Genomic DNA, 25,089 nt, shown 5'->3' on the forward strand with positions numbered 1-25,089 from the left:
CCGTAACCGGCTGAGCCGCCCATGGGTCCTGGCTTCAGGCCGTGACCGTGACGCCGGGCGGAGTATCTCCCAGGGCAAGGCCGGGGGTCACGCGGTCGGCCTTGCGCCGGCGGGGCATCAGCAGTGCGACGGCGGCGGCGAGGGCGACCGCGCCGGCTCCGACCCAGAGCGCCGGGATCAGTCCGTCCACGAACTGTGACGCGGATCCGTAGCCGCCCTGGGCGGAGAAGACCGCGGCCAGCGTTGCGACGCCGATGGCGCCGCCGACCTCGCGGATGGCGTTGTTGGCGCCGGAGGCGATGCCCTGCTCCTCCGGGCGGACGGTGCTCATGACGAGGTTGGCGCTGGGAGCGAAGAACATGCCCAGGCCGATGCCGCAGACGATCAGTGCGGGCAGCAGGTGGGTGTAGGCGACGTGGGGCTCGACGGTGATGGCCCAGAGGCCGAGGCCCACCGCGTTCAGGGCCATGCCCGCCGTGACGACGGGTGCGCCGCCGATGCGGTCGGACAGTGCCCCGGCCAGCGGTCCGGCGATCATGGGCATGGCGGTCCAGGGCAGCATCCGCACGCCGGCCTGCATCGGCGAGTAGCCGCCGACGGTCTGCAGGTACTGGCTGAGCAGGAAGATCGACCCGAACATGCCCAGCAGCATCAGCAGGCTGGCGGCGTTGATGGCGCTGAAGGAGCGAATGCGGAACAGGCGCATCGGCAGCATCGGGTGCTTGGCGCGCAGTTCGTACAGGACGAAGCCGACCAGCAGGGCCGTACCGGCGAAGAAGCCGCCCAGCACCGTGGCGCTGCTCCAGCCGTCGGTGTTGCCGCGTACCAGGGCGTAGACGATGCCGAACAGACCGCCGCTGGCCAAAACGGTGCCGACGAGGTCGAGGGTCGGGGTCGGGCCGTGGCTCTCGTTCAGGCGCAGCAGGGCGAGCGGGATCAGCGCCAGACCGAGGGGGACGTTCACCCAGAAAATCCACTGCCAGGACAGGTTTTCGGTGAGTGCGCCGCCGATGAGCGGTCCGGTGGCGACGGCTATGCCGCTGGCCGCGCCCCAGACACCCAGGGCAGCGCCACGCCGCTCGGCGGGGACGGCGGCCGACAGCAGGGTGAGCGTCAGCGGTGTCACGATCGCGGACCCGACGCCCTGCGCCGCCCGCGCGGCGATCAGTTCACCCATCCCCGGTGCGAGTGCGGCCGCGGCCGAGGCCGTGGTGAAGATCCCGAGCCCGATGGCGAACAGTCTCCGGCGGCCGAAGCGGTCACCCAGCGAAGCACCGAACATCAGCAGGACCGCGAAGGTGAGGGTGTAGGCGCTCACCGTCCACTCGAGGTCCTCAAGTCCGCCACCGAGATCCTCACGGATCGAGGGGAGCGCGGTCGTGACGATCAGGTTGTCCAGCGCGGTGATGAACCCGGCCGCGCTGGTGATGACCACGGCCCAGACGGCACTGCCGCCCCGAACCCGTTGCTTACTGTGCTGTTTCATGGCGTTCCCTGGGCAGACGTACTGGCCGATGGATCAATGACGTGAATGCCGGCGGGCGACGGCACGGGGAAGCGACAGCGAGCACCGGCATCCGTCGGACTCGGGGCTGATCGCTGGGCGGCTGCTCTCAGGGGAGCTGCGGGTAGAGCACGGACACGCCTCCGGCCAGTGCGGCCTGCGCCTGGCGGGAGGCGTCGTCCGCGACGATCTCGTAGGCGCCGGCGGCGATCCCGTCGACGGCGATCCGCGCGATGTCGGCCGGGTCGGACTTGGCCGCGTCGACGGCTCGGACCATGTCGGTGTCCATGTAGCCGACGTGCAGGCCGGCCACGCGGATGCCCTGGTCGGCGAGCTGGAGTCGCAGGGCGTTGGTGAGCGACCATTCGGCGGACTTGGCGGCACAGTAGGCGCCGAAGTCCGGGAAGCTGACCCACGACAGGCCGGAGAGGACGTTCAGTATCGCGCCGCCGCCGTTGGCCGCGATCTGGGGTGCGAAGGCGCGGGTCACCGACAGGGTGCCGAAGTAGTGGGTGTCCATCTCCAGGCGGACGGCGTCCAGGTCGGAGGTCAGCAGGTCGGCGCCGGTGGACGACCCCGCGTTGTTGACCAGGACCGTGACATCGCCGGTGGCCTCGGCGGCGGCCGCGACGGAGGCGGGGTCGGTGATGTCGAGCGCGATCGGCTTGACGCCGGGCAGGTCGACCTGGTCGGGGTTGCGGGCGCCGGCGTAGACGGTGGCGCCGCGGCTGAGCAGTTCGGCGGCGAGGGCCCTGCCGAATCCCCGGTTGGCTCCGGTGACGAGAACGGTGCTGGTGGAGAGGTCCATGGAGGTTCCTGGTGAAGTAGGTAATTGAATTACGATCATAATCTAAACGGGGAGGGGTGATGATCGCAAGTGCCTGCGCGGAGAGGATGCGCACGCCCCTGGCGCGCGACCGGCCCGCACATGACGCGAAAGGGGGCCCGCCCTACGCGGGCAGGCCCCATCGCGCGGTCCGGCAAAGGCGGACTCAGAGCTTGACGATCATCTTTCCGACGTTCTCGCCCCGCATCATGGCGAGGAACGCGTCCAAGGTGTTCTCCAGGCCGTCCCGGACGGTTTCGCGGTAGTGGAGCTTGCCCTCGGCGAGCCAGCCGCCGACCTCGCGGACGAAGTCAGGCTGGAGGTCCAGCTCTTCGCTGAACATGAACGCCAGGATGTCCGAACGCGTGACGGACAGGTTCCACAGGTTGCGCGGGCCCACGACCTTCTCGCCGTTGTACTGGGAGACCATCCCGCACAGGACGATCCGTGCGTGCAGCTTGAGGGCGCCGATCGCCGCCTCCAAGTGCTCGCCGCCGACGTTGTCGAAGAAGACGTCGATGCCCTCCGGTGCCGCCTGCGCCAGCTGCTCGGCGACCGGCCCGTTCTTGTAGTTGAACGCCGCGTCGTAGCCGTACTCCTCGATGAGCAGCTTGACCTTCTCGTCCGAGCCCGCGCTGCCGATCACCCGGCCGGCACCCTTCAGCTTGGCGATCTGGCCGACCTGGGTGCCGATGGCGCCAGCGGCACCGGAGACGAAGACTGTGTCGCCCTCCTTGATCTTCGCGAACCGCTCCAGGCCGATGTACGCGGTGAGACCGGGAACGCCGAGCACGCCCAGGTAGGCGGGGAGCGGTGCGAGATTCGGGTCCACCTTCTGAGCGCCTGCCGCGTCGAGGATCGCGTGGTCGCGCCAGCCGAGGGCGTGCACCACGTAGTCGCCGGGAGCGAAACCCTCGGCATGGGAGGACAGGACGCGGCCCACGGCGGGTCCGTCCAGCGGCGCGCCCACCTCGTAGGGATCGATGTAGGACTTCTTGTCGCTCATCCGGCCGCGCATGTAGGGGTCGACGGAAAGGTACTCGTTGGCGATCAGGAGCTGGCCGGGGCCGGGTGCGGGGAGGTCCACCTCGCGCAGCGAGAGGTTGGACGCCGTCGGTCGGCCCTCAGGGCGGCTGTCGAGGTGCCAGGCGCGGGCGGTGGTGGGCAGAGTCTGCTCGGACATGGATCGAACCCTTCGGTGGAGGTGGTGCTCTTCGGTGGAAGTGGTGCTCCGGCATTGCGAACAGAAAGGTCTGTCTACTAAAGAGAAAGGTTTGTCTGTACCGTCCTGGAGTGAGCCGCGAACGGCTGGCTCCAGGAGTTATCGGGGGCAGGCTGCGTCGAGGAGGTCGCGGGCCGTCCGCTTGGCGGCCTCGGCGGCGGCGTCGGCCCGTTCGACGCGTGTCGCCGCCAGCGTGCCGTCAATGAGGAGCGTGAGCTGGAAAGCGAGCATGTCGGGTTCCGCGGCGCCGGCCGCGGCCGCCAGGTCGCGCACCCAGTCGCGTACGGCGCGCTTGTGCTCGACGGTGATGGTGTGCGCCGTGCTGCCGGGTTCGTACTCCGCCACCGCGTTGATGAACGCACAGCCCAGCGTGCCCCCTCGTGCCGCGTGTTCCATTGCGACGAAAAGGCCGAAGAGCTGGTCGCGCGGGTCGTCGCCGGCCGCGGACGCCGCCGAGCGCAGCTGGCGTCGCCATCTGTCGTCCATGCGGCGCAGGTAGGCGGCGACCACGTCGTCCTTGCTGGGGAACTGCTTGTACAGCGTGGCCTTGGCGACTCCCGACTCGGCGATCAGCCGGTCCACCCCCACCGCGTGGATGCCGTGGGCATAGAACAGCTCGCAGGCGGTGTCGAGAATGCGGTCCCGGGCCGGGAGTCGCTTTGGCGCAGTACTCATGAGACGCAAGTTAACAGACAGGTCTGTCTGCTTCAATGGGGAGTGGCAGTGCGCGGCCCTCCTGGAGGGGCCGCTCTTTCATCCGCGAGGAGAGTTCGATGGGCAGCATTGATGGCCTGGATCTCGGGACGTTCGGGCTCTACACCTTCGACTTCGAGGTCCAACCGGCGGCGCTGATACGCGAGTCGGTACAGGAACTCGAGGAACGGGGCTGGCGGGCGTTGTGGGTTCCCGAGCTTCTCGGGCGCGACGCGCTCACGCACGCCGGCTATCTGCTCTCCAGTACTGAGCGGATGCGCGTCGTCAACGGCATCGCACAGATCTGGTCACGCGGAGCCCGGTGGGCGTATGGCGCCGCCCTCCTGTTGGCCGACGCCTATCCCGACCGGCATGTGCTCGGTCTGGGGTTCGGCGGCGGGCAGGGCCCGGGGACCAAGCCCCTGGCGGCCATGACGGCGTACCTCGACGAGATGGACGCGGTCGAGACTCCCAATCCACTGCCGAAGACTCCGATGCGCCGCATCATGGCCGCGTACGGGCCCAAAATGCTCGAGCTGGCTCGCGAACGCACGGCCGGCGCGCAGACCTATCACGTCAACGTGGCGCACACCGCGCAGGCGCGCGAGATCCTCGGACCGAACGCGTTCCTGGGCGTCGAGCACGCGGTGCTGTTCGAGTCGGACCCCGACAGGGCCCGCGCGATCGCGCGAAAGCACCTGCACGTCTATCTGAACTCCCCTTACAACATCGCGAAGTTCCGTCGACTGGGCTACTCCGAGAAGGAGATCGCCGATGGCAGCGACCGCATCGTCGACGACCTCGTGTTCTGGGGCGACCTGGACACCATCGTCGAGAAGCTCCATGCCCATGTCGAGGCCGGAGCCGATCATGTCGCCGTGCAGGTGATCGGGGTCGAGCCGGGCGAGTCCGCGATGCCGTACTGGCGCATGCTCGGCGAGGCACTCCTGCCCCAGGGAGGCGACTCCTGATTCGCGGTTCGTGCAGGGTGCCGCGTCCCATGACGGGTCGCGGCGCCCTGTGACCGGGGGCCTGCCTGAGCAGCCGCGCGGCCGGTGTCACGCGTTGGGGGAGGGGAGATCCTCGCGGAGGATTTCGCTCGACGCCGACTCGGAGACGGCGTCGACGAACTCGACCGGCCGGACCTTCCCTCCGACGCACCGAGGTGATTGACAGTGCCTACGGATCACTGAGGTGCCTCAAGGGCGCCATTCCGCATCTGCGCCGCGCCCGGGCCTTCGACGAGAGCGGCAGTGGCAGCGGCCCACTCGCTCCTGACCGGTGAAGCCCGGGACGCTGTGGGCCGCTCTGGAACCACGTTGATCAGGATCGGGCAGAGCGTGCGGCGTGGCCGGCACGCAGCGAGGTCTTGTCGATCTTGCCGACCGCGTTCTTCGCGAGGGCTTCCACCACGAAGAACGCGGTCGGGCGCTTGTAGCCGGTGAGGCTGCGCGCACAGAGGGCTTTCAGGGCCGACGGATCGACGGTCGACCCCGGTCGCGGCTGGACGTAGGCGACGACCACCTCGCCCCACTTCTCGTCGGGTACGCCGATCACGGCGGCCTCGAGCACGGCCGGGTCGCTTGCGAGCACGTCCTCGATCTCCTTGGGGTAGATGTTCTCCCCGCCGCGGATGATCATGTCTTTCGAGCGCCCGACCAGAGTCAGATAGCCGTCGGCGTCGAGGTGGCCGACGTCTCCCGTGTGCAGCCAGCCGTCGACGATGACGCGGGCCGTTTCGTCAGGCCGGCCGAGATACCCACGCATGACGTTGGGGCCCCTCACGACGACTTCACCGTCCGTGCCCGGCGCCATTTCGGTGCCGTCGGTGTCGACGATCCGGATCTCCTGGCCGGGGAAGGGAAGCCCCACGGTTCCGGCGCGTCGAGGGCCGGCGACGGGGTTGATGGTGGAGCCGCAGGTCCCTTCGGACAGGCCGTACCCCTCGACGAGCGGGAACCCGTACCGGGCCTCGAACCGGGTCAGCAGTTCGGCCGAGGCGGGTGCGGCGCCGCAGACTCCGAACCGCAGCGACGAGGTGTCGGGCCGGACGTCGTCCGGGAGCGCCGCGAGCATGCTGTAGATCGTCGGCACCGCGCTGAAGAAGGTGGGGCGCTCCTGCTCGACGAGTTCGAAGAAGGTGCGGGGGGCGAAGCGGCCCGCGATGACGACGCTCGCGCCCACGAGCAGCGGCAGAAGGACGCTGACCACGATGCCGTTGACGTGGAAGAGCGGCAGGATCAGCAGGCACCGGTCGGCCGGCCCGACCTCCAGCGCCCGGCGCCCCATCTCCACCATGGCGTCGATGTTGGCGTGGTCGAGCATCACGCCCTTGGGCACTCCGGTCGTACCACTGGTGTAGATGAGCAGGGCCGGCGTGGCCGGGTCCAGAAGCGGTGCTTGATCCGGCTCTGTTGTTCCTTCGTACAGTTCGCCGACCGCGAGTACGGCGACCTCGTGCGCCATGACGGCCGTACCGTCCTCGACCACCAGCAGGCGCGCACCGGAGTCCTGGAGCTGTCGGACCACTTCGACGTGGGTCATGCTCGGGTTGACCGGCGTGACGGTGGCGCCGAGCCGCCAGGAGGCGAACAGCAGGACCACGAACTCGACGCGGTTGGTCAGCTGGAGGGCGACGACGTCACCGGGACCGATCCCGTGGTCCTGGAGCTGACGCGCCGCCGTTCGGACCCGGCTCAGCAGTTGCGTGTTGGTGAGGGACCGGTGCCCGTCGGAGACCGCGGCTCCATGGGGGTCGAGCTCGGCACGGCGGTCGGGCAGAGAAGCGAAATTCATGGCGGGCGTACCTGTCTCGGGGTGATGCGATCCGGTCAGGGAGTCTGGACGGCGGGCGCCGGGTGCAGCCGGCGGACGAGGAACTCGGTCTGGTCGCGGACCAGTTGCTCGAAGGTCTCGCCGGTGTAGAAGTCGAAGTGGCCGGCGTCGTACCTCTTGATCTCTCCCCGGGGCGCGGTGCCCGCGTACCGGAGGGTCTGGGCGGGAGGCGTGACCGAGTCGGTGTTGCTGACACAGAAGAGGATCGGCATGGTGACCTTCCTCGCCGCACGCCCGGGCCGGTAGGCGGCGATGGTCGGGATCACCCGTGCCGCCACCTCGTTGCGGAATGTCGTGCCGGGCGGCTGGAGCGCCTGGTATCCGGGCAGGGCGTCAGGGGCGTTCATGAGGGCCGGTGAACCGGGGGAGGCGGCGATGGGAACCATCGCGGGCGCCCTGCCGCGGACCCTCGTCGCCAGATCACGGGCGAACACGGGGGTCATCCTGAGTGAGGCGAGCGGGCCCAGCGCGAGCGCGGAGGCGAGTCCGTCGGTGAACGGACACTGGGCCACGGCCGCACGCAGTTCTGGATGGCGTGAGGCGACGGTGATGGCGTGGCCGCCGCCGAAGGAGCTGCCCCAGACCGCGACCCGGGAGCGGTCGACGTCGGAACGGGTCTTGACGTGGGCGAGGGCGGCATCCCAGTCGGCGAGCTGACGCTTGATCGACAGGAGCTGGCGCGGGTGGCCGCCGCTGTCGCCGAAGTGCCGGTAGGTGAAGGCCACGGCGGCGATACCGGCCTGTGCGAAACGCTCGGCGAAGGCGTCCAGGCGCATCTCGCGGGTTGCGCCCAGGCCGTGTCCGAGGACGACGACGGGCGGGGAGGTGACACCCGTCGGGAGGTAGAGCCATCCGGCACACGTGCTGTCGCCGGAGGGGAACGTGATGTCCTGACGGGTGAAGGAGTGCGCGGTGGTCATCGTCGACTCACCGCCGCGTCGACTGCGTCGAGCGGTGCCCGGGCACACTGCCCGAGGTGAGCGCCTGCGCGTAGGTGTCCGGCCGGTAGAGCGGGAGCTCGCCGGTGGCGTCCGTCGTCTCCATGTAGTCGAGCATCAGTTCCTGCCCCTCCTTCGACATGACTCTGGTGAAGAACTCGGCGCGTTCGACGTGCAGGCCGTCCTTCAGCGACATCGAGCCGCCGAAGTACACCGACCTCTTGGCGGACGCGACCGACCCCTTCGACCGCTTGCCGAAGCGTTCCGCGAGTTCGACCGCCTGCGCGAGCACCTTGTGCTGCGCAACGACCTCGTCGACCGCGCCGTTGGCGAGAGCCTCCGCGGGCGTGAACGGCTTGCCTTCGAGGATCGCGGCCAAGGACCGGTGGGTGCCGATCAGACGGGTCAGCCGTTGGGTGCCGCCTCCGCCCGGGATGATGCCGAGGAGGATTTCCGGCTGGCCGATGAAGTAGTCCCCGTCGGCCATGACCCGCAGATCGCACGCCCAGGCGAACTCGGCGCCGAGGCCGAGAGCCGAACCGTTGAGGGCGGCGACGAAGAGGACACCGCTGGCGTTCATCCGGAGGAACGTCGTGTGCAGGCGCTCCAGTTGAAGGGCTCCGCGCATCGGGGTCCTGCGCATCAAGGGCCCGAGGAGACGGGACCGGTCCACGTGCTTCGCCGCGCGTACGACGGCTGCGGCACCCCGTCGGCCCACCGAAGGGCTCGCGGCGCCCTCTTCCTGCAGCCACCGCACCGCGGCATGGCTGACGAACCGCTCGGGGTGCGCCCCGGTGAAGACGACGGCACGGATGCCCGGATCGCGGTCGGCCCGGGCTACCAGCTTGTCCAGCTGACGGGCGATATCGAGGCCGAACTCCTGATGCGGGCCACCGTCGACCCGGACGATCAGGACGGCCCCGCGATCTTCGATCTCCAGATGGCCCTTGTCTTTGTACGGCATGGATTCTGCTCCCGTGCTGAGTTCAGGGGGATGGTGTGCGCGGACAGGCGCGGAGTGGACGCGGGTCGCGGCGAGGGGGGTCGGATGCGCCCCGACGGGCCGCGTCCGCACCGGCGCGTGATGAGGTGTCCAAGGGTGGACGCTGTGTCCGAGACGGCACGGCATGTGCGATGTGTACTATTGCCGTGACGAATGACATAACCAAGTTATTTCATGTGTGTCAACGGTGGAGGGGTGCGGGACATGGCAGGGCGGGCGAGGCTTGACGACGCACCGGAACGGCTTGTGCGGGCGGCCATCGGTCTGCTGGCCGAGCAGGGGCCATCGGCTTTGAAGGCGCGCACGGTGGCTTCCGCGAGCGGTCTGTCGACGATGGTGGTCTACAGCCACTTCGGTGGGATCCCCGAGTTGATGGGCGCCGTTGCCGACCATGGGTTCAGGGAACTCGGCAGCGCGTTCGCCCGGGTACCGGTGACGGAGGACCCGATCGCGGATCTCTTCGCCATGGCCTTGACCTGCCGTCGGCTGGCCCGCGAGAACCCTCACCTCTACGACCTGATGTTCGGGCTGTCGACTCGGGCGACGTACCGGCCCCTGTCGGATGCGGACCTTCGCCTGAGCGGGCATTCCCCGGCCTTTCGGGAAGCCCACGCTCATGTGATCGCGGCGTGCGAACGGCTGGTGCTCTCCGGCAGGGTCGCGCGGCAGGAACCCGAAGCCATCGCCGCCCAGTTGTGGAGTTTCGTACACGGTTACATCACCCTTGAACTGGCTGAGCACTTCGTCGAGTTCGACGACGCCGTGGCGCAGGTGCTCCTGCCGATGGGCGTGAACTTCTCGGTCGGGCTGGGTGACGAGCGGGAACGTGCCGAGGCCTCGCACGAGGCCGGCGCGCGCCTGTACGACTCGATCGGCCAAGTCCGGTAAGACGCCAGGGGGTTGGGCGCAGCCCGGTGCGCCGGTGCGCGGCTATGGCGACATGGTCTCCACGGCGGCGGGAGCATCGGTACCCGGCGTGACTTGGTCATGCCTCCCCAGCGCTGCGACCTCCCGTTCGAGGGACGGAACCGCCCGGGCCGCGAAGCGCCTTGCCCACGGCCAGGCCAGCGGTGAATTCAGCGCTCCCTTCGCCCAGTTGGCCACGGCGACCGCGCGAGGCACATACACGCGGCTGCGTCGGCGCACGAGCCCGTCGACGATCGCGGCAGCCGCCCGGTCGGCGCTCGTGGTGACGTTGCCCGGATAGGGCAGCCGGTTTCGCAGTCCATGGAAGGACGGGAGATCCGCTTCGGCGCCCCGGACGAGGTCCGTGTCGATCCAGGAGGGGTGCACCAGGCCGACCGTGACCCCGAGGTGTGCCACCTCCTGGCGGTAGGTCAGGGCGAGCAGCTCGGCCGCCGCCTTGCTCGCGCCGTACGAGGCCATCGCGGCCAGCGGCATGAACGACAGCGCGGACGCCACGACCAGCACGTGACCCCGGCTGCGCTCCAGATGGGGCGTCGCGTACTTGAGGGTGCGGAACACGCCGTTGAGGTTGATGTCCATCACCCGCTCGAACGATGCCTCGTCCGTCTGCCGCACCGTCCCGTACGCCACCACGCCGGCATTGGCGACGACGAGGTCGATGCCGCCCATGACCTCGGCGGCCTCGTCGATCGCCGACCGCAGAGCGGCGCCGTCGCGCACATCGGCCTCACACCATGAAGCGGCGGGGCCCAGGTCGTCGGCGAGGTCGCGCAATCGATCGGGCTCCAGCCCGATCACGGTCACACGAGCACCTCGGGCGGCGGCGAGGCGCGCCACCTTCTCGCCGATGCCGCGTGCCGCTCCGGTGACAACCAGCCTTCTGCCCAGCAAGTCACGTTTCATGGCGGCAACATAACTTCGTTATTGATGGAACACAAGGGGCCGTGCAGGCCGCTGCTCGCTTTACCTGCTGGGTCTCACGACTGGACGAACCTATGCTGGCCGTCATGAGACGGACATCCTTTGCGCAGTGGCCCTGCTCGATCGCGCGGACCATGGACCTGCTCGGGGACTGGTGGACGCCGTTGGTGCTGCGTGAGGCGTTCTACGGGATCCGGCGTTTCGACGCTTTCCAGGAGTCGCTCGGGATCGCCCGCAACACGCTGACGGACCGGCTGCGCCGGTTGGTGGAGGAGGGGCTGCTGGAGAAGCGGCCGTACCAGACGGAGCCGGTTCGGCACGACTACGTGCTCACCGAGATGGGGCGCGACTTCTACGGCGTGCTGCTGGTGATGAACCGGTGGGGAGACCGCTGGCTGGCCGGGGAAGCGGGCCCGCCGGTGACGATGCTGCACGATGTGTGCGGGCGGGAAACCCATGCCGAGGTGGTGTGCGCCGCCTGCGGCGAGCCCATGACCGCGGACAACACCCGCGCGCGGATGGGCCCCGGCTATCCACCGCATGTGGCCGAACGGCCGGATGTGCGGGAGCGGTTCGCGGGCTGAGTCGCCGGCTCCGTGGCGCCCGTACCCAGCCTTGACAAGTAAGTCCGTTTACGCAACTTTACTGGTCAGGTACTCGAATGAGGATTCTCGGTAGAGGCAGGGAGTCGCAGGACCATGGAGTGGACAGGCGCGCGCTACGCGGATAAGCCGGCGGTTGAGGTCCACACCTGGATCGCCGCCCCGCCGGCGCGGGTGTGGGCGCTGGTTGCCGACATCGATCTGATGCCGCGGCTGAGCTCCGAGCTCCAGTCGGTCGAGTGGCTGGACGGCCGGAGCGGCCCCGCTCCGGGAGCCCGGTTCATCGGCCGGAGCAAGCATGAGGCGTTCGGGGAGTGGGCCACCACGTCCCACATCGTCGAGTACGAACCGTCGAGGACGCTCGCCTGGGCGGTCGAGGATCCGCAGCATCCGTCGGCGATCTGGCGGTTCACGGTGGCGCCGCAGGACGGCGGCACTCTCCTCACGGAGTGGATGCAGATGGGGCCGGGCCGCTCGGGCCTCTCCTTCGCCATTGATCGCATGCCGGAGAAGGAGCAGAAGATCGTCTTCGTACGGATGCGGGAGTTCGAGGCCAACATGACCGTCACCCTCGAAAAGATCAAGAAGCTGGCCGAGAGTACTGAGGGCACCGAGGGAACCGGGACCTCGGGCGAGGTGGGTCTCTGATGCGTACCTCCACCACGATCGAGGCCTCCGGGGGCGACTGGCGGGAGCTCGTCGACTATGTCACCGAGGGGGAGAAACTCGGTCTGGACATCTGCTGGGTCGCGGAAGCATGGGGTTCCGAGGCGCCCTCGCCGTTGGGCTACCTCGCCGCGAAGACCGAGCGCATGCTTCTCGGATCGGGGATCATCCAGCTCGGTACCCGCACTCCGGTGGCCATCGCCCGCGCCGCGATCACGTTGTCGCAGCTTTCTCAGGGACGTTTCCTCCTGGGACTCGGCCCCTCCGGACCGCAGGTGATCGAAGGGCTGCACGGCGTGCCCTTCGCTCGACCCCTGTCGCGCATGCGGGAGACCGTCGAGATTGTCCGACAGGCCGCCGCCGGAGAAAAACTCTCCTACGAGGGGCGGGAGTTCCAGATCCCGCTGCCGGGCGGGGACGGCAGGCCCATGCGCCTGTCCATGCGCTCCGACTACGACATCCCCGTCTACCTGGCCACCCTCTCGCCGAAGATGCTGCACCTGACCGGCGAGATCGCCGACGGCTGGCTGGGCACCAGTTTCGTACCCGAAGGCGCCAAGGAGGCGTACTTCGACCACCTGGACCAGGGCTTGGCCGCCGCCGGCCGTACCCGCTCCGACCTCGACATCTGTCAGGGTGCCGAGGTCGCCTTCGCGGACGACGAGGACGTGCTGCGCGCGATGGTGGCCGGGCGCAAGAAGGAGCTGGCCTTCAGCCTCGGCGGCATGGGCTCCGCGACCACGAACTTCTACAACAACGCCTACAGCCGCCAGGGATGGGCCGAGGTGGCGGCCGAGGTCCGGACCCGCTGGCAGGCCGGAGACCGGGACGGCGCGGCCGGCCTGGTCACCGACGAGATGGTGCTGGCGACCACACTGATCGGAACCGAGGCCATGGTGCGCGAGCGGCTGCGCGTGTGGCGCGAGGCCGGTGTCGACACGGTTCGTCTCTATCCCGCGGGCGAGACCATTGACGCCCGCCTCGTCACCCTGGGCCGGGCCATCGACCTGGTCCGCGACATCGAGGACGAGGCGGCACGGTAGCGACGGGCCATGGCGACCGAGGCGGCGCGCCCGGTCGCGAGGGCGGAACCCGCTCCGGGCGCGAGGACCTCACCACGGAAGGCGCACGTCGGGCGCGCCACCAAGCGGGTGCGCACCCGGTCTGCCGGAGGTCTTCCCCCAGCTGGAGAGCGTTGAGGTGGGCCTCGGGTTGGTTCGGTCGGTGGACGCGCCCCGTGCAGATCGCCGCCGGCTCGGCACAGGCCGATGCCGTCCTCGAGCCCGGTGTGCGCAGCCCGGTCGCCGCCTTCGGCCTCGACGCGCGCAGGACGGGTGCCGCCGAGGCAGGAGTACACGAAGTCGACGGGGCGACGGTCCGCCGTCGATGATGGCGGAGCGGGCATAGATCACGGCGCCGGGGCGCTGAAGCGGACGTCCGGGGAACTGGGCTGCCGAGGTGGTGCATCATGTGGTCGCTTCACTCGCCGTCCACCGGCTCCCCGGCGGCGGGCGGTGGCGAATGCCGCCGCTGTCGAGTTGATGACCAGGTTGTTCGATCGGAAGGAAGCCGTCCATGGACGAGCAGGGTGAGCACTTCGACGTCGTCGTACTCGGCGCGGGCCCCGGCGGATACGTAGCCGCCATCCGGGCCGCCCAACTGGGCAAGCGTGTCGCGGTCGTCGAGGAGAAGTACTGGGGCGGCGTCTGTCTGAACGTGGGCTGTATCCCCACCAAGGCCCTGCTGCGCAATGCCGAGCTCGCGCACCTCTTCACGCGCGAGGCGAAGACCTTCGGCATCAAGGTGGACGGTGAGGTCTCCTTCGACTACGGGGAGGCCTTCCGTCGCAGCCGGAAGGTCGCCGACGGCCGGGTCAAGGGCGTCCACTACCTGATGAAGAAGAACAAGATCACGGAGATCAGCGGTCGCGGTACGTTCGTCGACCCGCACACGCTCCAGGTGGCCGACTACGACGGCAACACCCGGACCATCGGCTTCGATCACTGCATCATCGCCGCCGGGGCGAGCCCCAAGCTGCTGCCCGGCACGCGCCGTACGTCGCGCGTGGTGACGTTCGAGGAGCAGATCCTGGCCGAGGACCTGCCGCAGTCCATCGTGATCGCGGGCGCCGGCGCGATCGGCGTCGAGTTCGCCTACGTGCTGCACAACTACGGCGTGAAGGTGACGATCGTCGAGTTCCTGGACCGGGTGGCGCCGCTGGAGGACGCCGAAGTCTCCGCGGAACTGGCCAAGCAGTACCGGAAGTTGGGCATCGACGTCCTCACCTCGACCCGGGTCGAGTCGATCGACGAGTCCGGCCCGCAGGTCCGTGTCACGGTCACCGGCAAGGACGGCGCCCAGAAGATCCTGGAGGCGGACAAGGTCCTGCAGGCGATCGGCTTCGCCCCGAACGTCACCGGTTACGGCCTGGAGAACACCGGCGTGCGCGTCACCGAGCGCGGTGCGATCGACGTCGACGGCCGTTGCCGCACCTCCGTCCCGCACATCTACGCCATCGGCGACGTCACCGCGAAGCTGATGCTCGCGCACGCCGCCGAGGCGATGGGCGTGGTCGCCGCTGAGACGATCGCGGACGCGGAGACCATGGAGCTGGACTACGTGATGATCCCGCGGTCCACGTTCTGCCAGCCGCAGATCGCCAGCTTCGGCTACACCGAGGCGCAGGCGAGGGAGAAGGGCTTCGACGTCCAGGTCGCCAAGTTCCCGTTCACCGCGAACGCCAAGGCCCATGGCCTGGGCGACGCGACCGGCTTCGTGAAGCTGATCAGCGACGCCAAGTACGGCGAGCTCCTCGGCGGTCACCTGATCGGCCCGGACGTCACCGAACTACTCCCCGAGCTGACCCTGGCCCAGCAGTGGGACCTCACCGTCCACGAGGTCGCCCGCAACGTCCACGCCCACCCGACGCTGGGCGAGGCAGTTAAGGAAGCGGTCCACGGCCTCGCCGGCCACATGATCAACATGTAGCTCGGGGGAATGACCCAGCAGTGTTGAGGGAACGATCCGGAGTGACCTCGGATGCGGGGATCGGTGTGATGCTCTGGAGACAGGCGGAGGCTGTGGTCACACCTGGGCGTACGGCAGGCGCAGCCGGCTTCGAGGCCGGCGATCCCGGGCTGTTCACCCCGGACTCGGTGACCTGGCAGATGCACGGCGACCCCATGATGTGGGTCGCCGGCATCCGCGCGCTCTACCTCCAGGCCCTGCACCCGCGTGCGGTGCGCGGGGTCATGCAGAACTCCGACTTCGGGCGCGAAGCCTGGGGCCGGCTGATGCGCACCGCCAACTTCGTCGGCACGACGACCTACGGCACCACGGAGGCCGCCGAGAAGGCCGGCGCCCGGGTCCGGAAGATCCACAGCATGCTCGGAGCGACCGACCCCGACACGGGCGAACGCTACGGCGTCGACGACCCCGAACTCCTGCTGTGGGTGCACTGCGCCGAGATCGACTCCTACCTCCAGGTCGCCCGCCGCTCCGGCTTCCGCCTCACCGACGAACAGGCGGACCGCTACCTGTCCGAACACCGGGTCAGCGCCCGCCTGGTGGGCCTGGACCCCGACGCCGTGCCGGCGAGCCGGTCGGAGATGGCCGCCTACTTCGAGAAGGTGCTCCCCGAACTCGCCACTACGCCCGAGGCCCGCGAAGTGGACGACTTCCTGCTCCGCCCGCCGACGCACCCCCTCCTCGTCCCGGCGCGAGAGGTGCTGTGGCGGCGCGTGGCGCAGCTGGCGTACGCCGCCCTGCCGCCGTACGCCCACGAGCTGTACGGCAGGAAAGCGCCCAAACCCACCACCGTCACCCGCCAGTTGCGCGCCACGGGCACCCTGCTGCGCTGCGTTCCCGCACGTCTGCGCTGGCAACTCCCGCCCAAACACATCCTGCGTGCCATGGCCCGCCTCGGGCCGGGCTCCCGGCCCGCCCCGTACAAACTCGGACGATAGGTCGCCATACTGGACGAGCCATGGGAGGGCGGGGCGAACTTTACGGGGGCGGTCGCAGGAGATGGGGGACAGCAGGCTCATCCAGGGGCGGTACCGGCTGCTCGATCCGATCGGGCGCGGGGGCATGGGCGAGGTGTGGCGGGCGCGCGACGAATCGCTGGGCCGCCATGTCGCCGTGAAGTGTCTCAAGCCGCTGGGCGGGCAGCACGACCAGACCTTCACCCGGGTCCTGAGGGAGCGGTTCCGGCGCGAGGCGCGCGTGGCCGCCGCCCTCAGCCACCGCGGCATAACGGTCGTCCATGACTTCGGCGAGTCCGACGGCGTCCTCTACCTGGTGATGGAGCTCCTGGACGGCCGCAACCTCAGCCAGCTCCTGGAGGACAACAAACAGCACCCGCTGCCCGTCGCCGATGTCGTCGAGATCGCCGACCAGGTCGCCGCCGCCCTCGCCTACACCCACCAGCAGGGCATCGTGCACCGGGACCTGAAGCCCGCGAACATCGTCCGGCTCACCGACGGCACCGTGAAGATCTGCGACTTCGGCATCGCCCGCCTCGGCCACGACGTCGACTTCACCTCCCGGCTGACCGGCACCGGCATCGCGATGGGCACCCCGCACTACATGTCGCCGGAGCAGATAGGAGGCTCCGAGGTCGACCAGCGCAGCGACCTGTACTCCCTGGGATGTGTGCTGTACGAGATCGCCACCGGGGCACCGCCGTTCGACCTGGAGGACGCGTGGGCGATCCTCGTCGGCCACCGTGACACCCCACCCCGGCCGCCGCGCAGCCACCGCGCCGAACTCCCGGAGTACCTCGACAAGGTCATCCTCGACCTGCTGGCCAAACAGCCCGAACAACGCCCGCACGACGCACGTGAGCTGGGCCGCCGGATCACCTTGGGCCGCACCACCCCGGCGTACGTGCCCACTGTGGTGACCCCGCGGCCCGACTTCCGGCCGCCGGAGTCCGCCGAACCCGCCCGCCCCCGCGAGACCCGGCTGCCGTCCTGGACCCGTGGCATGACCACCGGCCACAAGGCCACCGGCGCCGGCCTCGTCACCACACCCCCGGACGCCGGGGCCGGCCTCACCGGCGAGTGGATCGCCCGCTCCGCCACCGGCCGCGCCGAGGAACCCGTGCCGGACGAGCCGCCGGTGCCCTCCGCGCAGGCCCTCGCGGCACTCGCCGGACGGCACAACGCGGGACTCAGTCTCGGGCGCCTGGGCCGCTGGGCCGAGGCCGGCGAGGTGCACCGCGCGGTCGCCGCCGAGCGCGAGCATCTGCTCGGCCCCGACCACCCCGACACCCTCGCCAGCCGCTACGAGGTCGCCTTCACCCTCAGCCGCACCGGCCGCGCCGCCGACGCCCTGCGCGAGTACAAGCACGTGGCCGCGAGCAGAACCCGCGCCCTGGGTGCCGATCACCCCGACACCCTCGCCGCCCGCCAGGAAATGGCGTATGTCCTCGGCCAGTTGGGCCGCCACTTCGACGCCCACCAGGTCTACAACTCGGTGCTCACCGCACGGGAACGCGGTATGGGCCCCGATCATCCGGACACCCTCCGCTGCCGCCACAACCTCGCCTTCAACCTCAGCAGGCTCGGCCGTCTGGAGGACTCGTACCGCATGGCCTGCGAGGTGGCCGCCGACCGCGCCCGGGTGCTGGGCCCCCATCACCCCGACACGCTGGTCACCCGCTACGAAGTCGCCTACGCCCTCGGCCAGTTGGGGCGCTGGGCGGAGGCCCTGCAGACCTACCACGAGGTCGCCGAAGCCCGCGCCCAGGCTCTCGGCCCCGACCACCCCGACACCCTCGCCGCCCGTTACGAGGTCGGCATCAGCCTCGGGCGCCTCGGCCGCAGCGCGGACGCACTCCAGCTCTACCGCGACCTGATCGAGGACCGCACCCGCATCCACGGCCCCGCCCACCCCGAGACCCTGCGCGCCCGGCACGGCCTCGGCGTCAACCTCGGCCGCCTCGGCCGCTGGGAAGAGGCCCTCGCCGAGTCCCGTGACGTGTGCGCGATCCGCGAACGTGTCCTCGGGGCCGACCATCCGGATACCCTGGTCAGCCGTCGCGAGGTCGCCGTGGGCCTGGGCTGGCTGGGCCGCTGGGCGGACGCCCTCAGCGAGTACCGCAGGGTGGCGACCGCCCGCGAACGCGTCCTCGGCGCCGAACACCCCGACACCCTCGCCAGCCGCAACGACGAGGCCCACTGCCTGGAGCAGCTGGGGCGCGGCGCGGAGGCGGTGGAGCTGTACCGCCGGGTGGCGGTCCTGCGGCAGCAGCGGGCGTCGGGAGCGCAGTGACCGAGACCGGCGCCGTGGACCGGCTGCCGTCCACCTCTGGCCGACCTAGATCACCACGTGTTACGAAGAACCATGCCTGCACACGAGGGACACCAGCGCAGTTACGACGCCGTCATCGTCGGCGGGGGCCACAACGGACTGGTCGCCGCCGCCTATCTGGCCCGGGCCGGGCGGTCCGTACTGGTGCTCGAGCGGCTCGGGAACACCGGGGGCGCGGCGGTCTCCACGCGGCCGTTCGCGGGGGTGGACGCCCGGCTGTCGCGCTACTCGTACCTGGTCAGCCTGTTGCCCAAGAAGATCGTCCGCGATCTCGGGCTGGACTTCCGCGTCCGCACGCGCAATGTCTCGTCGTACACCCCCGTGGAACGCGACGGCAGGCCGACCGGTCTGCTCGTCGGCGGCGGCGAGCGCCGCACCAGGGAGGCCTTCGCCCGGCTCACCGGCGGCGAACGCGAGTACCAGGCGTGGCAGCGGCTCTACGACATGACGGGCCGCGTCGCGCAGCGGATCTTCCCCACGCTCACCGAGCCCCTGCCCACCCGGGACGAACTGCGCCTGCGGGTGGACGACGAGGAGGCGTGGCGGGTCCTGTTCGAGGAACCGATCGGTGCGGCCGTGGAGGAGCGCTTCGCCGATGACCTGGTCCGGGGTGTCGTCCTGACGGACGCGCTCATCGGCACCTTCGCCGACGCCCACGACCCCTCCCTCAAGCAGAACCGCTGCTTCCTCTACCACGTGATCGGCGGCGGGACCGGAGCCTGGGACGTCCCCGTCGGCGGCATGGGCGCCCTCACCGATGCCCTGGCCACAGCGGCACGGGACGCGGGCGCGGTGCTCGCCACCGGGCACGAGGCCGTAGGGATCGACACGGACGGCAGCGCGGCGGAGATCACCTATCGCACGGCCGACGGAGAGGGCACCGTCGCGGCCCGGCACGTCCTGGTCAACGCCTCCCCGCAACAACTCGCCGTGCTCACCGGCGACCAGCCGCCCACCCCCGCCGAGGGCGCCCAGCTCAAGGTCAACATGCTGCTCAAGCGACTCCCGCGGCTGCGCGACAGCGAGGTCGACCCGCGCGAGGCGTTCTCCGGCACCTTCCACATCGCCGAGGGCTACGAGCAACTGGCCACCGCCCACGCCGAGGCGGCCGCCGGCCGGCTTCCCACCGCGCCGCCCTCCGAGATCTACTGCCACTCCCTCACCGACCCGACGATCCTCGGCCCGGACCTCGTCGAGCAGGGCTACCAGACCCTCACCCTGTTCGGCCTGCACACCCCGGCCCGGCTCTTCGACCGGGACAACGACGCCGTACGCGAGGAACTCCTCAAGTCGACCCTCGCCCAGCTCGACGCCCACCTCGCCGAGCCGCTGGCCGACTGCCTGGCCACGGACGTGGACGGCCGGCCCTGCATCGAGGCCAAGACCCCGCTCGACCTGGAGCGGGACCTGCGGCTGCCCGGCGGCAACATCTTCCACCGGGACCTGTCCTGGCCGTACGCCCAGGAGGGCACCGGCCGCTGGGGCGTGGAGACCCGGCACGCGAACGTGCTGCTGTGCGGGGCGGGCGCCGTGCGCGGCGGCGGGGTGAGCGGCGTGCCGGGGCACAACGCGGCGATGGCCGTGCTGGAGGAACTCGGCGACTGACGCGGGCTGCCGCCTGGCCTGCCTTCAGGCCCGGCGGGCGTGCGCCGCTCGCGGCTGCCCACCCCTCATGCCTGGCTGGCGTGCGCGGCTGGTGTGCGCCTGCCTTCAGGCCCGGTTGCCGTGCGCCGCTCGTGGCCGCCCACCCCTCACGCCCGGCTGGCGCGTGCCTGCTCGTGTGCGTGTGTCTTCAGGGCTGGCTGGTGTGCTTGCATGCGGGCGCCTGCCCTCAGACCGGCTGCCGTGCCCAGCTCGCGGCGCCTCCTCTCACGCCCGGCTGCCGCCGTCGACCTGGAGCACCACTCCGGTGACGTACGAGGCCCGGTCGCTCAGGAGCCAGGCCGCGGCCTCGGCGATCTCGGCCGGGTCGGCGCCCCGGCCCAGCGGAGTCTGCGCGACGAGCTGCTCGACGATGCCCGGGGAGTTCGTCTCCCAGTCGTCGATCATCTCGGTCAGCGTGGTGCCCGGGGCGATGGCGTTGACGCGGATGCCTTCAGGCCCGTAGGTGGCCGCGGCCGACGCGGTCAGGCTGTTGACCGCCCGCTTCGCGGCGCCGTACGCGGGCAGCCAGGGGTTGGCCATCAGGCTGCCGACACTGGAGTTGTTGACGATCGCACCGGTGCCCGCGGTGGCCCGGATCGCGGCGATCTCGGCGTTCATCGCCAGCCAGGGGCCCTTGAGGTTGACGGAGATGACGTGGTCGAAGTCGGCCTCCGACAGTTGGTCCATCGGGCCGGGCTGCTGGCTGGTCGCACCGTTGTTGAAGGCGATGTCCAGCCTGCCGTACAGCTCGACGGCCCGGTCCACGGCAGCCTGGACGCTCGCCTGATCGGCAAGGTCGCACAGGACGTAGTCGGCGGTGCCGCCCGCCGCCCGGATCTCCTCGGTCACGGCCTTGAGCTGGGTCTCGGTGCGGGCGGCGAGCAGAACGCGGGCGCCCTCCCGGGCGAACAGCCGCGCGGCCGCCGCGCCGATGCCACGTCCGGCACCGGTGACGAAAGCGACCTTGTCGGCGAGCAGGGGTGTGATCGTGGTGTTGGTCATGCCTACGAGCCTTCCTCCGGTCGCGATCCGCATCCAGGCACCGTTGGTACCTGGCTGAGCGGCCCGGAACCCGCACACACTGGGAACGTGGACCGACAAGAACTGGCCGACTTCCTGCGCAGCCGACGCGAGCGCATCACCCCCGCCGACGTGGGCCTGCCCGTGGGACCGCGCCGCCGCACTCCGGGCCTGCGCCGCGAGGAGGTGGCACAGCTGGCGTACATCTCCACCGAGTACTACACCCGGCTGGAGCAGGCGCGCGCACCCCGTCCCTCCCTGGAGGTCCTGGCCCAGGTCGCCCGCGCCCTGCGGCTGTCGGACGCCGAACGCGACCACCTCCACCATCTCGCCGGCACCCCGCCGGGCCCGCCGCCTGGCCCCTCCCGCGAGGTGCGCCAGAGCATCGTCGACCTGCTGCACCGGCTGCCGCAGGCCGCCGCGATCGTCATCTCGGCCACCTACGAGGTCATCGCCTGGAACGACCTGGCCGCGGCCCTCATGGAGGACTTCTCCGCCCTTTCCCGCCGCGACCGCAACCTCGTCCGGCGGGCCTTCCTCGGCCCGCACCCGGAGGGCCGGAGGCTGTACGGGGTATCGGACAGGGAGGAGTTCGCGCTCTCCTCGGTGCAGCAGCTGCGCGCGGCCTCCGCCCGCTATCCCGACGATCGCGAGCTGACCGGCCTGGTGGCGGAACTCCTAGACGGAAGCGAGGAGTTCGCCCGGCTGTGGGCCGCCCACGACGTCGAGTCCCGCCCCACCCTGTGCAAGACCTTCGACCACCCGGTCGTCGGCCCCGTCGCCGTCAACTGCGACGTTCTGGACATCGCCGACCGCGACCAGCACGTCGTGATCTACACGGCCACTCCCGGATCCCCGTCCGAAGAGGCGCTACGACTGCTGTCGGTCGTCGGCACCCAGCGGCTGGACGTCCCCGGCTGACCCGTCAGTCCCCGGACGCCGTCCAGCCGACGGCCTCGATCCGGGCCGCGTCCGCGGGACGTGACTCGTCGAACAGGACGCAGTCACCCGTGCCGATGCGCAGCCCGTCGACGTACGCGCCCCGGCCGACGTACAGCCGGTCGGTGGCGTACCGCCAGCGCAGGGCAAGCCGGCGATCCGCCGGTAGGCGGGCCGTGAGCCGGTACCAGGTCCGTCCCGACCAGCCGGTGACCGAACCGGCGGGGCGATCCTGCGCGCCGTAGTGCTCCGTGGTGAACGGCACCGGCTGCCAACTCGCCCCGCGGCCGCGCGTCACCCGACTTGGAGCAGAATCTGACGGAGCATCAGAAAACCTCTTCCGTCGTCCGGTGGTCTGCGGCATCCTGCGGCCATGCAGACGGAGCTGAGCAAGAAACTGGGAGTCGAGCACGCCGTCTTCGGCTTCACGCCGTTCCCCGCCGTCGCCGCGGCCATCAGCCGGGCCGGCGGTTTCGGAGTGCTCGGCGCGGTCCGTTACACGGCCCCCGACGAACTCAAACGCGACCTCGACTGGATCGAGGCGCACGTCGACGGCACGCCGTACGGCCTGGACGTCGTGATGCCCGCAAAGAAGGTCGAGGGGGTGACCGAGGCTGACGTCGAGGCCATGATCCCCGAGGGGCACCGGCAGTTCGTCAAGGACACCCTCGCCAAGTACGGCGTGCCCGAACTCGCGGAGGGTGAGGCGTCGGGGTGGCGCATCACGGGCTGGATGGAGCAGGTCGCCCGCAACCAGCTGGACGTCGCCTTCGACTATCCGATCCGGCTGCTCGCCAACGCCCTCGGCTCCCCGCCCGCCGACGTGGTGGCCCGCGCGCACGATCAGGACGTCCTCGTCGCGGCCCTCGCGGGCAGCGCCCGGCACGCGGTCAAGCACAAGGAGGGCGGCATCGACATCGTGGTCGCACAGGGCTACGAGGCCGGCGGCCACACCGGTGACATCGCCTCCATGGTCCTCACGCCCGAGGTCGTCGACGCCGTGGACCCGCTGCCCGTGCTGGCAGCCGGTGGCATCGGCAGCGGGCAGCAGATGGCGGCCGCACTGGCACTCGGGGCTCAGGGGGTGTGGCTCGGCTCCATATGGCTGACCACCACAGAGGCCGAACTGCCCTCGCCCAGGCTCATCGAGAAGCTGCTGGCGGCCGGCTCCGGCGACACCGTCCGCTCCCGTGCGCTGACCGGGAAACCCGCGCGCCAGCTCCGTACGGAATGGACCGACGCCTGGGACTCCGCCGACGGACCCGGCACTCTCCCGATGCCCCTGCAGGGCCTGCTGGTCGCCGATGCCGTCTCGCGCATCCAGAAGTACGAGGTGGAGCCACTGCTGGGCACGCCCGTCGGCCAGATCGTCGGACGGATGACCAGCGAACGCAGCGTCCAGGCCGTCTTCGACGACCTCACCCGCGGCTTCGAGAAAGCCGTCGATCGCATCAACCGCATCGCCGGAAGGAGCGGCCAGTGACGAGCACACCCCCAGCGGGCTTCTGGGCCCAGGCCACCCAAGACCCTTCGCGTACGGTGCTCATCGCCCCGGACGGCTCGCCCTGGACGGCCGGTCGCCTCCACGCGGCCGCCAACCAGCTCGTCCACGGCCTGCGCGCCGCCGGACTCGAACGCGGTGACGCCTTCGCCGTCGTCCTGCCGAACAGTGCCGAGTTCTTCACCGCGCACCTCGCCGCCAGCCAGGCCGGCTTCTACCTGGTCCCGATCAACCACCACTTCGTCGCCCCCGAGATCGCCTGGATCGTCGCCGACTCCGGCGCCAAGGTGCTCATCGCCGACGAACGCTTCGCCGCCGCGGCACGGCAGGCGGCCGACGAGGCGGGCCTCCCGGCGAGCCACCGGTACGCCGTCGGCGAGATCGAGGACTTCCGGCCGTACGCCGAACTCCTCGACGGACAACCGGAGTCGGCACCCGCGGACCGTGAGCTCGGCTGGGTCATGAACTACACCTCGGGTACGACGGGCCGCCCGCGCGGCATCCGCCGGCCCCTGCCCGGCAAGCGGCCGGAGGAGGCGTACCTCGGCGGGTTCCTCGGCATCTTCGGCATCCAGCCCTTCGGCGACAACGTCCACCTGGTCTGCTCGCCGCTCTACCACACGGCCGTCCTCCAGTTCGCGGCCGCGTCCCTGCACATCGGGCACCGGCTGGTCCTGATGGACAAGTGGACACCCGAGGAGATGCTGCGGCTGATCGACGCGCACCGGTGCACCCACACCCACATGGTCCCGACCCAGTTCCACCGCCTGCTGGCTCTGCCGGAGGAGGTCCGGGCGCGCTACGACGTCTCGTCCATGCGGCACGCCATCCACGGGGCCGCCCCCTGCCCCGACCATGTGAAGCGGGCGATGCTCGACTGGTGGGGGCCCTGTGTGGAGGAGTACTACGCGGCCAGTGAGGGCGGTGGCGCCTTCGCGACCGCCGAGGACTGGCTGAAGAAGCCCGGCACGGTCGGCAAGGCCTGGCCCATCAGCGAACTCGCGATCTTCGACGACGACGGCAACCGGCTGCCGTCCGGCGAACTGGGCACCGTGTACCTGAAGATGAACACGGGTGGCTTCGCCTACCACAAGGACGAGGCCAAGACGAAGAAGAACCGCATCGGAGACTTCTTCACGGTGGGCGACCTGGGTCTCCTGGACGAGGACGGCTACCTCTTCCTCCGCGACCGCAAGATCGACATGATCATCTCCGGCGGGGTGAACATCTACCCCGCCGAGATCGAGTCCGTCCTGCTCCAGCACCCCGCCGTCGCCGACGCCGCCGCCTTCGGCATCCCGCACGACGACTGGGGCGAGGAGGTCAAGGCCGTGGTGGAACCGGCCCCGGGCCACGCGCCCGGGCCGGACCTGGCCGACGACCTCCTCGCCCACTGCGCCGCACAACTCGCCGGCTACAAACGCCCGAAGAGCGTCGACTTCATCACCGAGATGCCCCGCGATCCCAACGGCAAGCTGTACAAGCGACGCCTGAGGGATCCGTACTGGCAGGGGCGCTCGCGGCCGGTGTGAG

The 25,089-nt window shown here is 70.2% G+C and carries 22 protein-coding genes and 1 pseudogene; 13 read left to right on the plus strand and 10 right to left on the minus strand.

Going from position 1 to position 25,089, the window contains the following annotated elements:
- Positions 1 to 34: 34 nt before the first annotated feature.
- The 4 genes from RNB18_RS17385 to RNB18_RS17400 form a co-directional block, all read right to left on the minus strand.
- Positions 35 to 1,486 carry a DHA2 family efflux MFS transporter permease subunit gene (locus RNB18_RS17385; protein WP_311714977.1) on the minus strand — a complete coding sequence of 484 codons (1,452 nt, stop codon included), beginning with the start codon at positions 1,484 to 1,486 and terminating at the stop codon, positions 35 to 37.
- A gap of 127 nt (positions 1,487 to 1,613) precedes the next feature.
- Complete coding sequence (locus RNB18_RS17390) at positions 1,614 to 2,312, minus strand: SDR family oxidoreductase (RefSeq protein ID WP_311714978.1); 699 nt, start codon at positions 2,310 to 2,312, stop codon at positions 1,614 to 1,616.
- Positions 2,313 to 2,496: 184 nt separating this feature from the next.
- Positions 2,497 to 3,513: an NADP-dependent oxidoreductase gene (locus tag RNB18_RS17395; RefSeq protein ID WP_311714979.1), complete on the minus strand. Its 1,017-nt coding sequence runs from the start codon at positions 3,511 to 3,513 to the stop codon at positions 2,497 to 2,499.
- Between the two features lie 138 nt (positions 3,514 to 3,651).
- Positions 3,652 to 4,227: a TetR/AcrR family transcriptional regulator gene (locus RNB18_RS17400; RefSeq protein ID WP_311714980.1), complete on the minus strand. Its 576-nt coding sequence runs from the start codon at positions 4,225 to 4,227 to the stop codon at positions 3,652 to 3,654.
- Between the two features lie 98 nt (positions 4,228 to 4,325).
- On the opposite strand from RNB18_RS17400, the gene RNB18_RS17405 reads away from it, so the two are divergent.
- Positions 4,326 to 5,216, plus strand: a complete 891-nt coding sequence (locus RNB18_RS17405) for a TIGR03620 family F420-dependent LLM class oxidoreductase (RefSeq protein ID WP_311714981.1) — start codon at positions 4,326 to 4,328, stop codon at positions 5,214 to 5,216.
- Between the two features lie 352 nt (positions 5,217 to 5,568).
- Here RNB18_RS17405 and RNB18_RS17410 read toward each other — a convergent pair whose 3' ends face one another.
- From RNB18_RS17410 to RNB18_RS17420, 3 genes are read right to left on the minus strand one after another with little or no spacing between them, the layout of a single operon-like run.
- Positions 5,569 to 7,041, minus strand: a complete 1,473-nt coding sequence (locus tag RNB18_RS17410; protein WP_311714982.1) for a class I adenylate-forming enzyme family protein — start codon at positions 7,039 to 7,041, stop codon at positions 5,569 to 5,571.
- Positions 7,042 to 7,076: 35 nt separating this feature from the next.
- Positions 7,077 to 8,000, minus strand: a complete 924-nt coding sequence (locus RNB18_RS17415) for an alpha/beta hydrolase (protein ID WP_311714983.1) — start codon at positions 7,998 to 8,000, stop codon at positions 7,077 to 7,079.
- Between the two features lie 7 nt (positions 8,001 to 8,007).
- The gene (locus RNB18_RS17420) at positions 8,008 to 8,982 is read right to left on the minus strand and encodes an enoyl-CoA hydratase/isomerase family protein (RefSeq protein WP_311714984.1); all 975 of its coding nucleotides are present in this window, start codon (positions 8,980 to 8,982) and stop codon (positions 8,008 to 8,010) included.
- A 243-nt stretch (positions 8,983 to 9,225) separates the two neighbouring features.
- Here RNB18_RS17420 and RNB18_RS17425 point away from each other — a divergent pair, with 243 nt between their 5' ends.
- Positions 9,226 to 9,909, plus strand: coding sequence for a TetR/AcrR family transcriptional regulator (locus RNB18_RS17425; RefSeq protein WP_311714985.1), 684 nt, complete (start codon positions 9,226 to 9,228; stop codon positions 9,907 to 9,909).
- A gap of 42 nt (positions 9,910 to 9,951) precedes the next feature.
- Here the strand turns inward: RNB18_RS17425 and RNB18_RS17430 are convergent, their stop codons facing one another.
- Entirely contained in the window at positions 9,952 to 10,851 is a 900-nt protein-coding gene (locus tag RNB18_RS17430; RefSeq protein ID WP_311714986.1) for a short-chain dehydrogenase/reductase, read from the minus strand.
- Between the two features lie 104 nt (positions 10,852 to 10,955).
- On the opposite strand from RNB18_RS17430, the gene RNB18_RS17435 reads away from it, so the two are divergent.
- From RNB18_RS17435 to RNB18_RS17470, 8 genes are all read left to right on the plus strand, one after another.
- Positions 10,956 to 11,453 carry a winged helix-turn-helix transcriptional regulator gene (locus tag RNB18_RS17435; RefSeq protein WP_311714987.1) on the plus strand — a complete coding sequence of 166 codons (498 nt, stop codon included), beginning with the start codon at positions 10,956 to 10,958 and terminating at the stop codon, positions 11,451 to 11,453.
- Between the two features lie 114 nt (positions 11,454 to 11,567).
- Entirely contained in the window at positions 11,568 to 12,119 is a 552-nt protein-coding gene (locus tag RNB18_RS17440) for an SRPBCC family protein (protein WP_311714988.1), read from the plus strand.
- Positions 12,119 to 13,180: an LLM class flavin-dependent oxidoreductase gene (locus RNB18_RS17445; protein ID WP_311714989.1), complete on the plus strand. Its 1,062-nt coding sequence runs from the start codon at positions 12,119 to 12,121 to the stop codon at positions 13,178 to 13,180. Before RNB18_RS17440 ends, RNB18_RS17445 begins: the two co-directional genes overlap by 1 nt.
- Positions 13,181 to 13,374: 194 nt before the next feature.
- Positions 13,375 to 13,527 carry a hypothetical protein gene (locus RNB18_RS17450; RefSeq protein WP_311714990.1) on the plus strand — a complete coding sequence of 51 codons (153 nt, stop codon included), beginning with the start codon at positions 13,375 to 13,377 and terminating at the stop codon, positions 13,525 to 13,527.
- Positions 13,528 to 13,712: 185 nt separating this feature from the next.
- The gene (gene lpdA, locus RNB18_RS17455) at positions 13,713 to 15,125 is read left to right on the plus strand and encodes a dihydrolipoyl dehydrogenase (RefSeq protein ID WP_311714991.1); all 1,413 of its coding nucleotides are present in this window, start codon (positions 13,713 to 13,715) and stop codon (positions 15,123 to 15,125) included.
- A gap of 179 nt (positions 15,126 to 15,304) precedes the next feature.
- A complete protein-coding gene (locus tag RNB18_RS17460; RefSeq protein WP_311715225.1) occupies positions 15,305 to 16,102 on the plus strand; it encodes an oxygenase MpaB family protein in 798 nt (265 codons plus the stop codon).
- 61 nt (positions 16,103 to 16,163) lie between these two features.
- Positions 16,164 to 18,413 carry a serine/threonine-protein kinase gene (locus RNB18_RS17465; protein WP_311714992.1) on the plus strand — a complete coding sequence of 750 codons (2,250 nt, stop codon included), beginning with the start codon at positions 16,164 to 16,166 and terminating at the stop codon, positions 18,411 to 18,413.
- 72 nt (positions 18,414 to 18,485) lie between these two features.
- Positions 18,486 to 20,057 carry a phytoene desaturase family protein gene (locus tag RNB18_RS17470; RefSeq protein ID WP_311714993.1) on the plus strand — a complete coding sequence of 524 codons (1,572 nt, stop codon included), beginning with the start codon at positions 18,486 to 18,488 and terminating at the stop codon, positions 20,055 to 20,057.
- Between the two features lie 264 nt (positions 20,058 to 20,321).
- On the opposite strand, the gene RNB18_RS17475 is transcribed toward RNB18_RS17470, so the two are convergent.
- The gene (locus RNB18_RS17475) at positions 20,322 to 21,131 is read right to left on the minus strand and encodes an SDR family NAD(P)-dependent oxidoreductase (RefSeq protein WP_394817633.1); all 810 of its coding nucleotides are present in this window, start codon (positions 21,129 to 21,131) and stop codon (positions 20,322 to 20,324) included.
- A 54-nt stretch (positions 21,132 to 21,185) separates the two neighbouring features.
- Between RNB18_RS17475 and RNB18_RS17480 the strand changes: the two genes are divergently transcribed.
- Positions 21,186 to 22,037, plus strand: coding sequence for a helix-turn-helix transcriptional regulator (locus RNB18_RS17480; RefSeq protein WP_311714995.1), 852 nt, complete (start codon positions 21,186 to 21,188; stop codon positions 22,035 to 22,037).
- Positions 22,038 to 22,041: 4 nt separating this feature from the next.
- Here RNB18_RS17480 and RNB18_RS17485 read toward each other — a convergent pair.
- Positions 22,042 to 22,344, minus strand: a pseudogene (locus RNB18_RS17485) (serine hydrolase); the annotation flags it as partial.
- An 84-nt stretch (positions 22,345 to 22,428) separates the two neighbouring features.
- On the opposite strand from RNB18_RS17485, the gene RNB18_RS17490 reads away from it, so the two are divergent.
- Positions 22,429 to 23,538, plus strand: a complete 1,110-nt coding sequence (locus tag RNB18_RS17490) for an NAD(P)H-dependent flavin oxidoreductase (RefSeq protein WP_311714996.1) — start codon at positions 22,429 to 22,431, stop codon at positions 23,536 to 23,538.
- Positions 23,535 to 25,088 (plus strand): acyl-CoA synthetase, encoded by a 1,554-nt coding sequence (locus tag RNB18_RS17495; protein ID WP_311714997.1) that lies wholly within the window; start codon positions 23,535 to 23,537, stop codon positions 25,086 to 25,088. The genes RNB18_RS17490 and RNB18_RS17495 overlap by 4 nt, the downstream gene beginning before the upstream one ends.
- Position 25,089: the final 1 nt, after the last annotated feature.

Source organism: Streptomyces doebereineriae, from assembly GCF_031845645.1.
In the GTDB taxonomy this organism is placed as follows: Bacteria; Actinomycetota; Actinomycetes; order Streptomycetales; family Streptomycetaceae; genus Streptomyces; species Streptomyces canus.